Below are 11,412 nucleotides of genomic sequence, written 5' to 3'. Positions count from 1 at the left end.
GCGCTCCGTGATCGCGGCTTGCGGATTACTTCTGAACGCCGGCCGGAGCCGTCGCGGCGCCGGGTTCGGCAGCCTTGGCGATGGTGATCTCGGCGCCGGGCAGCAACGTGTCGATCTTCGCCGACAGCACCTGCGTGCCGACACTGAGGCCATCCACGACCTCGACGTAGCTGTTGTCGTCGGTCTTGAGGCCCAAGGTGACCGTGCGGCGTACCAGCTTGCCGTTGTCGACGACCAGCACATAGGTCACGCCGGCGTCGCTGCGGATGGCGGAGGTCGGCACCGTCGGCGCCGGGGCGGTCTTGTCGAGCACCAGTTCGCCCTGCGCGAACATGCCGCCGCGCAGCGCGCCATCGCTGTTGTCGACCGACAGATACAGCTTGATCGAGCGGGTGCCGGCATCGGTGGCCGGGTTGATCCGCTCGACCTTGGCCTCGAACACGCGATCGCCGTAGCCGCCGACTTTGAACTGGCCAACCTGCCCGATCCTGACCGACGGAATCTCGGACGCCGGTGCCGGTGCTTCCAGCTCCAGCTTGGTCAGATCGACGATGGCGAGCAGCGGCAGGTCCGACGACACCTTTTCGCCCGGTTGCGCCATGCGCTGCGACACGATGCCGGCGATCGGCGCGCGGACCACGGCATCCTCGACGCCGATCTGGGCCAGCCGCGCCTGGGCCTCGGCCACGCGCACGGACGCGGCCGCCGCTTCGTAAGTGCTGGCCGCAGAGTCGTAGGCATTCTGCGAGATGAACTTTTCCTTCAGCATCGCGGCGTTGTTGTCGCGATTGATCTTGGCCAGCGACAAGTCGGCGCGCGCCTTCTCGAGCGCCGCGCGTTGCGAGTCGAGTTGGGCGCCGAGATTCTTGATGTCGATGCGGGCCAGCACTTGCCCCTTGGTCACCGCCTGCCCCTCGCGCACCGTCATCTCCAGCAGCTCGCCGGAGACCTTGGCCTTGACCGTGGTCTGCACCAGCGGCGTCAGCGAGCCGGACAGCGGCAGCGCGCGCGCCAGCGTTCGAAGCTCGACGGTCGCGACATCGGCGGCCGCGAGTTCGCGCGGGCCGGTCGGGGTCTTGCCGTCCTTGGCAACGGCGGCGGGTGCCGCCGTGTCGCCGGACTGGAGCAGCACCAGGCCGCCGCCCAGCGCGGCGATCACCGCGAGCGCCGCGACGATCTTCCAGATGGTTCCGAAACTGCGCACGCCGTTGACGGGCCCGCTGTGGGTCATTGCACTCATCCTGAAAGTCCCCGTTCGGCGGTCGCGCGTGGCGCGCTGCCGATCTGTCATGGTGGCTGGAAACGCTAATGCGCGTTTGATGCAGCCAAGCTGCCGCTTGGATGCAGCAGCTTTCACCGGGGTTTGATCGGGGTCTCGATCGGCTTGCCGGCCAGCGGCTGCGGCCCTGTTGCCGTTCGACGACCGTGTTGCAGCGTCCGGACGCGCGGGCGCGACCCGTGCGGCGGAACGATCAGACCGCGAGCACGAGATTGTCGCGGTGGATCAGCTCCGGCTCGCCCGGGTAGCCGAGACGCCCGGCGATGTCGGTGCTGGGCGCGCCGACGATCCGCGCCGCTTCGGTAGCATCATAATTGACCAGCCCGCGCGCGATTTCCCGCCCGTCGGCATCGAGGCACAGCACCAGATCGCCGCGATCGAACTCGCCGCTGACCTGCCGCACGCCGACCGGCAGCAGGCTGCGGCCCTGCTCGCGCAGCACCTTCACCGCGCCATCGTCGAGCGTCAGTCGGCCACGGACCTGCAACTGGCCGGCAATCCAGCGCTTGCGCGACGCCATCACCGATTGCGCCGGCTTCAGCAAGGTGCCGATCGACTCGCCGGCGGCAATCTTCAGCAGTGCATCCGGCGTGCGGCCGTAGGCGATCACCGTTGCCGCGCCCGAGCGCGCCGCCCAGTGCGCCGCGGTGAGCTTGGTCCGCATGCCGCCGCGGCCCAGTTCACCCTTGGTTTCGCCCGCCATGCCGCCGAGGTTCGGGTCCGACAGGTCCGCTTCCGACAGCAGCCTGGCATCCGGGTTGTTGCGCGGATCCGAGTCGTAGAGGCCTTGCTGGTCGGTCAGGATCACCAGCAGGTCGGCTTCGATCAGGTTGACGGTCAAGGCCCCGAGCGTGTCGTTGTCGCCGAGTCGTATTTCATCGGTCGCGACCGTGTCGTTCTCGTTGACGACCGGGACCACGCCCAGTTCCAGCAGCGTGTTCAACGTGCCGCGTGCATTCAGATACCGGCCACGGTCGGAGACATCGTCATGGGTCAGCAGGATCTGCGCGGCGCGCAGCCCGTGCTTCTCGAATTCGGTCTCGTAGGCGCGCACGAGGCCCATCTGGCCCACGGCGGCGGCGGCCTGCAGGCCATGCAGGTTGGTCGGGCGCTTGCTCATGCCAAGCCGCGCCATGCCTTCGGCAACGGCACCGGACGAGACCAGCACCACCTGCCGGCCTTGCGCACGCAATGCGGCGATCTGCGCGCACCAGTCGGCGATCGCTTCGCGATCGAGCCCGCGGCCGCGCGCGGTGACCATCGCGCTGCCGACCTTGATCACCCAGCGCCGGCTGGTATTCAGCGTTTCACGGCTTTTCGTCTGCGTCATGACTCGGTCTTGCAGTTCAGGCGTCGAGATCGTCGTCGGCGTCGTCGTGGTCATCAGGTGCCGCAACCGGTCGCACCGGCGGCGCATCATCGAGCAGCGTGTAGTCCGGCACCGTGCGCACCGGCGCATGCGCCTCGACCCACTCCATCGCGTCCTTGCACAGCGGTTCGAGATTGCGCCGGGCACCGGCGGAAATGCGGTAATGGCGGCCCGTCCAGCCGAGCCGGTCGAGCGCGTCGTCGATCAGCGCGTCCGATTCCTCGTCGGTCATCAGATCGATCTTGTTGAACACCAGCCACTGCTCGCGGCCGGCCAGTTCTTCGCTGAACTCGCCGAGTTCGGCAATGATCGTCTCGATGTTGTCGACGATGTCGGCATCGTCCGGCGGCAGGATGTCGACCAGATGCAGCAAAAGGCGCGTGCGCTGCAGATGCTTGAGGAATCGGATGCCCAGACCCGCCCCCTCCGCCGCACCTTCGATGATGCCGGGAATGTCGACCATCACGAAGCTGCGGTTCTGGCCGACCGACACCACGCCGGGCTGCGGGTACAGGGTGGTGAACGGGTAATCGGCGATCTTCGGACGCGCGGCCGAAACCGCACCGAGCAGGGTCGACTTGCCGGCATTCGGCATGCCGAGCAGGCCGACGTCGGCCAGCACGCTCAGTTCCAGACGCAGGTCGCGGCGTTCGCCGGGCGAACCGGGGCTGGCGCGGCGCGGCGCGCGGTTGGTCGACGACTTGAAACGGGTGTTCCCGAGGCCGTGGAAGCCGCCGGCGGCGACCTTGATGCGCTGGCCCTTCATCGTCAATTCGCCAATCAGTTCCTCGGTGTCGACATCGAAGATCTGGGTGCCGAGCGGCATCGGGATTTCGATGTCCTCGCCGCCGGCGCCACGGCAATCGGAGCCGGAGCCGTTCTCGCCGCGCTTGGCGCGGAACACGCGGTTGAAGCGGAAATCGGCCAGCGAGTTCAGATTCGGTTCCGACACGACCCAAACCGTGCCGCCGTCACCGCCGTCGCCGCCATCGGGGCCGCCGAGCGGAATCGCGCGCTCGCGCCGGAAGCTGACGCAGCCATTGCCGCCGTCACCGGCTTCAACGCGGATGGTGGCTTCGTCGACGAATTTCATGGTCTGCGGCAACTCTGGAGAACAGCAAATCGGACTGCGGAATCAACGTCTTGCAGCAGCAAGCGAGACAACGGGGTGCAGAAACGACAAGGCCCCGTTGTGCGGGGCCTTGTCGCGATGCAGACGCGGATCAGGCCGCGACGATATCGACGAACTTGCGACCGTGCGGACCGCGGGTCACGAACTTCACGTGGCCATCGGCCTTCGCGAACAGCGTGTGGTCGGTGCCGATGCCGCAATTGACGCCCGGGTGCACCTGGGTGCCACGCTGACGGATGATGATGTTGCCGGCGATCACCATCTCGCCGCCGAAACGCTTGACGCCGAGGCGCTTGGCCTGCGAATCGCGACCGTTACGGGTTGAACCACCAGCTTTCTTGTGTGCCATTTCTGTACTCCTGCGTTAAGAACGTCGCCCTCAGGCGACGATCTCCTTGATCGTGATTGCGGTGAAGTTCTGCCGGTGGCCCTGCTCTTTGTGATAGTGCTTGCGGCGGCGGTGCTTGATGATGCGGATCTTGTCGCCGCGGCCGTGGGCCGTGACTTCCGCCTTGACCGTGGCGCCAGCGACGGTCGGCGCGCCGACCTTGATCGCGTCGCCATCGGCAACCATCAGCACTTCGCTGAAGCTGACGACGTCGCCGACAGCGGCTTCGATCGTCTCGATCTTCAGGGACTCGCCCGGGGCAACCCGGTACTGCTTACCACCCGTTTTGATGACGGCGTACATGAAAAACTCCAAAAGAATGAAACCATCTAGTTGCTTTTGTAAGGCCATCCCGCCGACAGCAACAGCCACGAGCGGCCCCGTGAACTCGACATTCTAGTTTTGCAGGCAGCCGCGGTCAAACCGCCCGGCCGGTGCACGATCTGCGGCGGGCCGCGATCCGCGACGAACATCGCTAGGCGATCGTCAGGTGCTCGCGAACCAGGTCCGCGACCCGCTCGGGCGCTTCCGCCGCTGCCCAATGACCGGCATCGGTCAGCACCTGCACGTCGGCAGCGCCGAAGCGCTGGCAGAACGACAACGGAATGAACGGATCGCGCGCGCCCCAGATCACCCGGGTCGGCCGCTGCGCAGTACAGGCCAGCATCGGCTGCTCCCACGGCGCGAACTTCGCCGGATCGGTCTCGCGATAGATCCGGAGCACCTGCGCCCGCGCCTTTGGATGAAAGTTGGCAAAGGTTTCATCGAGTTGCGCCTTGGTCAGCAAGGGCCCGCCGATGCGCATCGTGATGCCGAGTGCGGTCGGGCCGATCACCGGCCAGTCGAACGCCTTCATCGACAGCTCGCCAAGTCCGGACCGCCAGACCCGCGCCCAGAAGTGCCATTGATAGTCGGCATGCAGCAGTGTGTTGCTGACGACCAGCCGCCGCAGTTTGTCCGGATGCAGGGCTGCCCAGGCCAGACCATAGAAGCCGCCGATGTCGTGAACCATCAGGTCGACCGGCTGATCGAGTTCGAGTGCGGCAATCAGGTCGTCGGTCCAGCGCGCGAAGCCGGCCAGGCTCACGTCGTTGTTTGCGGGCAGCGCGGAAGCCCCGAAACCTGGCAGATCCGGGGCGATGCAGTCGAAGCGGTCGGCCAGATGCTCGATCATCGGCAGCCACATCCGGTGCGAATCGGGATTGCCGTGGATCAGCAGCAGCGGCGTGCCGCCACGCGGACCACGACGGTGGACGAAGACCTCGGCGTTCTGGACTCGGATCATGGCTCTCGGGTTCGAATGGCGTGCCGGCATCAACCTTGTCGCCGGTCGTGCAGTATCGATGAGCCGCGCACGCGATGAAACCGCCGTTTGCCGCCTGCCCTGCCAGCCCTGGTCGAGTCGCCCGGCCCGTGCCGCTGGCGCCCTTCGACGCCGCGAGTCGCCATCGAACGGCGTTGGAGCGTTATCCTGCGCAGCTTGTGAGGAATCACCGCCGTTTCCTACGCCAGCCGCCGCCCGCGCCACGCCCGATGCCCGCTGCCCCGTCTTGCCGCTGCCTTGCTGATCGACGTCCGGACCTCGTTCCTGCCGGCGAGTCGTCGCGCGTTGGCCGCGAGGGCATGACCGCGTGAGCGAGTGGTCAGTCCTGGTCTTCGGTTTTTTGCTCGGCGTGCAGCACGCGACCGACAGTGACCACATCGCCGCCGTGGCCGCGCTGACGACCCGCCAGAACAGCCTGCCGCAGGCGCTGCGCCAAGGCGTGGCCTGGGGCTTCGGCCACGCGCTGACGCTGTTCCTGCTCGGCGGCACCGTGCTGGTGCTGGGCCGCGCCCTGCCGCAGCAGTTCGTGCCGCTGCTGGAGATGGCGGTCGGCGTCATGCTCGTCGCGCTCGGTGTCGACGTGCTGCGCCGTCTCGCCGGCAATCCGATGCATGTCCATCGTCATCGCCACGGTCCCGGCGAGCGCGAACACTTCCACAGCCACCTGCATGGCGGGCCGACACCGGTTGCGCCGCCGCGAGCCGCGGGGCTCGAGTTTTCGGCGCTGCAATTCCGGCCCGATCAGCGCGCTGCCATTCACGGCATGGCGCCGCACGTGCATCCGGAGATTCCGGGTTTGCCGCTGCGGGCATTGCTGGTCGGGATGATGCATGGCATGGCCGGCACCGCGGCGCTGACGGTGATGACGCTGCAGCAGGCCACGTCGATCACCAGCGGGCTGCTCTACATCGCGCTGTTCGGCGCCGGATCGATTGCGGGCATGGCGCTGCTGTCGCTGGCGATCGCGGTCCCGCTGCGGCTGTCGGCCGGCTCCGTGACCTTGCTGCATCGGGTGCTGACCGGTGCCGTCGGCGCCATCAGCATCGGCATCGGCATCTGGACGCTGATCAGCACCGGCATCACGCTGTCGCAGGCGCCCTGAATCACCAGCGCAGCAGCACGGACCCCCAGGTCATCCCGCCGCCGACACCCTGCAGCATCACCAGATTGCCGTGCTTGATCCGGCCGTCCTTGACCGCCGCATCGAGCGCCAGCGGCACCGACGCCGCCGACGTGTTGCCCTGCTGGGCCACCGTCACCACGACCTTGTCCTTCGGCACGCCGACCTTCTCCGCCAGCGTGTTGATGATGCGGATGTTGGCCTGGTGCGGCACGTACCAGTCGAGCTGGTCGGCGGTGACATTGTTCTTCGTCAGCGCTTCCTGCGCGCACTCGCTCAGCGACTTGACCGCGACGCGATAGACCGACTGCCCGTCCATCTCCAGATAGGGCGAGCCGCGCAGCTGGCCGCCGGCAATGCCGCCTGGCACGCGCAGGATGTGACTCAGCGAGCCGTCCGAATGCAGGTGCGACGACAGGATTCCCGGCGTCTCGGACGTCTTCAGCACCACCGCCCCGGAGCCGTCGCCGAACAGCACGCAGGTGCGGCGATCGTTCCAGTCGAGGATGCGCGAGAACACTTCCGCGCCAATCACCAGCGCGCACTTGTGCTGACCACAGGCCACGAGCTTGTCGGCAATCGCGAGTGCATAGATGAACCCGGTGCAGACCGCCTGCACATCGAACGCAGCGCCCTTGGTCACGCCGAGCTTGGCCTGCACGAGACAGGCCGTGGACGGAAAGACCATGTCCGGCGTCGTGGTCGCGACGATGATCAGATCGATCTCGTCGGCGGTCACGCCAGCCGCCGTCATCGCATTGCGCGCGGCGTGCAGGGCCAGGTCGCTGGTCAGTTCATCGTCGGCGGCAACGTGTCGCGCCTCGATGCCGGTGCGGCTGACAATCCAGTCGTCACTGGTCTCGATCCGGTCTTCGAGCTCGCGATTGGTGACGATGCGCTTCGGCAGGTAGCTGCCGGTGCCAACGATGCGGGAGTAGGTCATAGCCGCGCAGTTTAGCGCGCGGCCAGACCGCCACCCCAGCCCTTATTCCAGCTCGATCAAAAGGTCACGAGTGTTCACCGTGCTGCCCGGCTTGGCGTGGATCGCCTTCACCTTGCCATCGCGCGGCGCGCCGAGCACGGTCTCCATCTTCATCGCCTCCAGTGCCAGCAATGGCTCGCCACGCGCCACGGTCTGGCCTTTCTGCACGGCGATGCGCACCACCATGCCCGGCATCGGTGCCCCGACATGGCTGGCGTTGCCCTCGTCGGCCTTCGGCGTCTCGAACTGCGCGGTGGCGCCGGCTTTCGGCACGCGCACGAGGCGCGACTGGCCATTGAGCTCGAAGAACAGCTTCACCACACCTTCGTCTTCCAGCTCCGTGCGGCTCTGCAGGCGAATGACCAGCGTCTTGCCGGTATCGATGTCGACGCTGATCTCTTCCTGATCCTGCAGACCATAGAAAAACGTCGGCGTCGGCAAGGTGGAGACATCGCCGAACAGCTTGCGATGCTCGACGAAGTCGCGGAACACCTTCGGATACATCAGATACGACGCCAGATCGGCCTCGCCGATCGCCTCGCCGACCAGTTTCTCGACCTCGATCTTCGTCGACGCCAAGTCGACCGGTGCCATCGAAGCCCCCGGGCGCCCCGCCAGCGGCGGCTTGCCCTTCAGGATCTTGTGCTGCAGCGCCGTCGGCCAGCCATCCGGCGGCACGCCGAGTTCACCCTTGAACAGGCTGACCACGGACTCCGGAAAATCGATGTCGCGATCGGGATTGGTGACGTCGTCCGGCGTCAGGCCGTTGCCGACCATGAACAGCGCCATGTCGCCGACCACCTTCGAGGTCGGCGTCACCTTCACGATGTCGCCGAACAACTGGTTCACGGCCGCGTACGCACGCGACACTTCCGGCCAGCGCGCTTCCAGACCCAGCGCTCGTGCCTGCTCGCGCAGATTCGTGTACTGCCCGCCCGGCATCTCGTGGCGATAGACATCGGCAGTGCCGGAGCGGATGTCGGCCTCGAACGGCGCGTAATAGCGACGCACGCCTTCCCAGTAATCGGACAGCGACTGCATCGCGTCGAAATCGACCCGCGGATCGCGCTCGGAGCCGGACAGTGCAGCCGCAATCGCGCCGAGGTTCGGCTGTGACGTCAGTCCGGACATCGCATCCATCGCGCCGTCCACGGCATCGCAGCCGGCTTCGATCGCAGCCAGCACACTGGCGGCGGCGATGCCGCTGGTGTCGTGGGTATGGAAATGGATCGGCAGGCCGATCTCGTTCTTCAACGCCTTGACCAGTTCGCGCGCGGCCCGCGGCTTGCAGATGCCGGCCATGTCCTTGATGCCGAGGATGTGCGCGCCGGACTTCTCCAGCCGCTTCGCCATCTCGACGTAGTACTTCAGGTTGTATTTCGGGCGCGCGGCATCGAACAGGTCGCCCGTGTAGCAGATCGTGCCTTCGCAGACGCCGCCGGCCTCGATCACCGCTTCCATCGCGACCTGCATGTTGTCGACGGCATTCAGCGAGTCGAACACGCGGAAGATGTCGATGCCATGCTTCGCCGCCTGCTGCACGAAATAGCGAACGACGTTGTCCGGGTAATTGGTGTATCCGACGGCATTGGCCGAGCGCAGCAGCATCTGGAATGGAATGTTCGGCACCGCCGCGCGCAGCATCGTCAGCCGCTGCCACGGGTCTTCCTTCAAAAAGCGCATCGCCACGTCGAACGTCGCGCCGCCCCAGCATTCCAGCGACAGCAGTTGCGGCACCAGCCGCGCGTAGTGCGGCGCGATGTCGAGCATGTCGCGCGTGCGCATGCGCGTGGCGAACAGGCTCTGGTGGGCATCGCGCATCGTGGTGTCGGTCAGCAGCACCTGCGGCTGTGCCTTGATCCAGTCGGCAAAGCCTTTCGGCCCGCGTGCCTTCAATTCGTCGCGCAGCCCTTTGGGTGGCGCGCTCAGCAGATCGAGTTTCGGCCGGATCGGCTTGGCCAGAATGCCCTGCGGCGCCTTGCGGCCCTTCATTTCAGGATTGCCGTTGATCGCGACATCGCCGATGAAGCGCAGCACCTTGGTCGCCCGGTCGCGCCGCGCCGTGAATCGGAACAGTTCCGGCGTGGTGTCGATGAAGCGCGTCGTGCACTCGCCGGACTTGAACAGCGGATGCGAAATGACGTTCTCCAGAAACTGGAGATTGGTCGACAGCCCGCGAATCCGGAATTCGCGCAGCGCGCGGTCCATTCGCGAAATCGCCTCGGCTGCCGTCGGCGCCCAGGCGGTGACTTTCACCAGCAACGAGTCGTAGTACGGCGTGATCACGGCACCGGAATACGAGGTGCCGCCATCGAGTCTCAGTCCGAAACCGGCCGGGCTGCGATACGCGAGGATGCGGCCGTAATCCGGAGTGAAACCGTTTTCCGGATCTTCGGTGGTGACTCGGCACTGCAGCGCGAAACCATCGAGCTTGATCTTGTCCTGCGCCGGCAGCAGGCCGTCCGGCGCACCGATCTTCGCGCCTTCGGACACCCGGATCTGAGCCTTGACGATGTCGACACCGGTCACTTCCTCGGTGACGGTGTGCTCGACCTGAATGCGTGGATTGACCTCGATGAAATAGAAATGGTTGGTGTCGGCATCCATCAGGAATTCGACCGTGCCGGCGTGGGTGTAGCCCACCTGCCGACAGAGCCGAACGGCCGCGTCGCACAGCTCGATCCGCCGTTCCGGCGTCAGGTAGTGCGCCGGCGCGCGCTCGACCACTTTCTGGTTGCGGCGCTGCACCGAGCAGTCACGCTCGAACAGGTGGATCAGGTTGCCGTGCTGATCGCCCAGCACCTGCACTTCGACGTGACGCGCGCGGCGGATGAGCTTCTCGAAATAGGCCTCGTCATTGCCGAAGGCCGCCAGCGATTCGCGCCGTGCCGACTCCACGGCCGACTGGAGTTCCGCTTCGTTCTCGATCGCACGCATGCCGCGGCCACCGCCGCCCCAACTCGCCTTCAGCATCACCGGGTAGCCGATGCCGGCCGCGATCTTCTTCACTTCCTCGATATCGCGCGGCAATGCCTGCGACGCCGACAGCACCGGCACGTTGGCGGCTTCCGCAGCCGCACGCGCGGCGACCTTGTCGCCCAGTGCCCGCAGGACGTCCGGCTTCGGACCGATGAACAGGATGCCGGCGGCGGCGCAGGCCTCGGCGAACAGCGGGTTTTCCGACAGGAAGCCATAGCCGGGGTGGATGGCATCGACACCGGCCGACTTGGCGATCCGGATGATGTCCGGAATGTCCAGATACGCCGCGATCGGCTTCTGTCCGGCGCCGACGAGATAGCTTTCGTCGGCCTTGAAGCGATGCAGCGCGAAACGGTCTTCGTGCGCGTAGATCGAGACGGTGCGAATTCCCATTTCGGCGGCAGCGCGCATCACGCGAATCGCGATCTCGCCTCGGTTGGCAACCAGCAGCTTGCGGATAGACATGGTCCCGGGAGCAGTTCTTGTATGTAAGGTGGAAGAAGGCCTTGAAACGCTGGAATGACGGCCATTCCCGTGGCCGTGATTGAAATCAGGGTGGATTACAGCACAAGCGGTGACAGCAGCAGGTGATTCGACGATTTAATTCCCGCATCCAGCCTCGGACGCGACCCTTACCGGTAATTTGGTGCAGCCATCCGATCAGCGGATCGTTGCAATGATGCGAGCGGCAGCGAGGATGCGGCCCAGACTATAGTTTTTTGAGCCTAATCCGGACCCTCCACTGTTCTGATCCAGACAAATAAAATCATTTCAGGCAATAATTGCGTCTGGTCTGTTGGACCCCTACTGGCGGGCACGAGAATGCTGATCGATTCCGC

The 11,412-nt window shown here is 65.9% G+C and carries 9 protein-coding genes; 1 reads left to right on the top strand and 8 read right to left on the bottom strand.

Annotation, left to right across the window (positions count from 1 at the left end; translation table 11 throughout):
* Nucleotides 1-25: 25 nt before the first annotated feature.
* The 6 genes from QZ951_RS06855 to QZ951_RS06830 all read right to left on the bottom strand — a co-directional run bounded on the left by QZ951_RS06855 (nucleotide 26) and on the right by QZ951_RS06830 (nucleotide 5,453).
* Nucleotides 26-1,240, bottom strand: a complete 1,215-nt coding sequence (locus tag QZ951_RS06855; RefSeq protein ID WP_292999791.1) for an efflux RND transporter periplasmic adaptor subunit — start codon at nucleotides 1,238-1,240, stop codon at nucleotides 26-28.
* Nucleotides 1,241-1,472: 232 nt separating this feature from the next.
* On the bottom strand, nucleotides 1,473-2,609 hold the full coding sequence (proB, locus tag QZ951_RS06850; RefSeq protein WP_292999790.1) for a glutamate 5-kinase: 1,137 nt from the start codon (nucleotides 2,607-2,609) through the stop codon (nucleotides 1,473-1,475).
* A 16-nt stretch (nucleotides 2,610-2,625) separates the two neighbouring features.
* The gene (cgtA, locus tag QZ951_RS06845; protein ID WP_292999789.1) at nucleotides 2,626-3,741 is read right to left on the bottom strand and encodes an Obg family GTPase CgtA; all 1,116 of its coding nucleotides are present in this window, start codon (nucleotides 3,739-3,741) and stop codon (nucleotides 2,626-2,628) included.
* A 130-nt stretch (nucleotides 3,742-3,871) separates the two neighbouring features.
* Nucleotides 3,872-4,129, bottom strand: coding sequence for a 50S ribosomal protein L27 (gene rpmA / locus QZ951_RS06840; protein ID WP_292999788.1), 258 nt, complete (start codon nucleotides 4,127-4,129; stop codon nucleotides 3,872-3,874).
* Between the two features lie 30 nt (nucleotides 4,130-4,159).
* Complete coding sequence (gene rplU / locus QZ951_RS06835; protein WP_292999856.1) at nucleotides 4,160-4,471, bottom strand: 50S ribosomal protein L21; 312 nt, start codon at nucleotides 4,469-4,471, stop codon at nucleotides 4,160-4,162.
* Between the two features lie 172 nt (nucleotides 4,472-4,643).
* A complete protein-coding gene (locus QZ951_RS06830; RefSeq protein ID WP_292999787.1) occupies nucleotides 4,644-5,453 on the bottom strand; it encodes an alpha/beta hydrolase in 810 nt (269 codons plus the stop codon).
* Nucleotides 5,454-5,799: 346 nt separating this feature from the next.
* On the opposite strand from QZ951_RS06830, the gene QZ951_RS06825 reads away from it, so the two are divergent.
* Nucleotides 5,800-6,594, top strand: coding sequence for a hypothetical protein (locus tag QZ951_RS06825; RefSeq protein WP_292999786.1), 795 nt, complete (start codon nucleotides 5,800-5,802; stop codon nucleotides 6,592-6,594).
* Between the two features lies 1 nt (nucleotide 6,595).
* Here the strand turns inward: QZ951_RS06825 and QZ951_RS06820 are convergent, their stop codons facing one another.
* Complete coding sequence (locus QZ951_RS06820; protein WP_292999785.1) at nucleotides 6,596-7,555, bottom strand: beta-ketoacyl-ACP synthase III; 960 nt, start codon at nucleotides 7,553-7,555, stop codon at nucleotides 6,596-6,598.
* Nucleotides 7,556-7,597: 42 nt separating this feature from the next.
* Entirely contained in the window at nucleotides 7,598-11,038 is a 3,441-nt protein-coding gene (locus tag QZ951_RS06815) for a pyruvate carboxylase (protein WP_292999784.1), read from the bottom strand.
* Nucleotides 11,039-11,412 lie beyond the last annotated feature (374 nt).

It is taken from the genome of Nevskia sp. (assembly GCF_021732705.1).
In the GTDB taxonomy this organism is placed as follows: Bacteria; Pseudomonadota; Gammaproteobacteria; order Nevskiales; family Nevskiaceae; genus Nevskia.
This window is presented reverse-complemented; position numbering and strand designations above follow the sequence as displayed.

Excerpts from the sequence above, each read along its gene's own strand:
- QZ951_RS06855 (WP_292999791.1), bottom strand. The coding sequence starts at position 1,240 with ATGAGTGCAATGACCCACAGCGGGCCCGTCAACGGCGTGCGCAGTTTC.
- proB (WP_292999790.1), bottom strand. The coding sequence starts at position 2,609 with ATGACGCAGACGAAAAGCCGTGAAACGCTGAATACCAGCCGGCGCTGG.
- cgtA (WP_292999789.1), bottom strand. The coding sequence starts at position 3,741 with ATGAAATTCGTCGACGAAGCCACCATCCGCGTTGAAGCCGGTGACGGC.
- rpmA (WP_292999788.1), bottom strand. The coding sequence starts at position 4,129 with ATGGCACACAAGAAAGCTGGTGGTTCAACCCGTAACGGTCGCGATTCG.
- rplU (WP_292999856.1), bottom strand. The coding sequence starts at position 4,471 with ATGTACGCCGTCATCAAAACGGGTGGTAAGCAGTACCGGGTTGCCCCG.
- QZ951_RS06830 (WP_292999787.1), bottom strand. The coding sequence starts at position 5,453 with ATGATCCGAGTCCAGAACGCCGAGGTCTTCGTCCACCGTCGTGGTCCG.
- QZ951_RS06820 (WP_292999785.1), bottom strand. The coding sequence starts at position 7,555 with ATGACCTACTCCCGCATCGTTGGCACCGGCAGCTACCTGCCGAAGCGC.
- QZ951_RS06815 (WP_292999784.1), bottom strand. The coding sequence starts at position 11,038 with ATGTCTATCCGCAAGCTGCTGGTTGCCAACCGAGGCGAGATCGCGATT.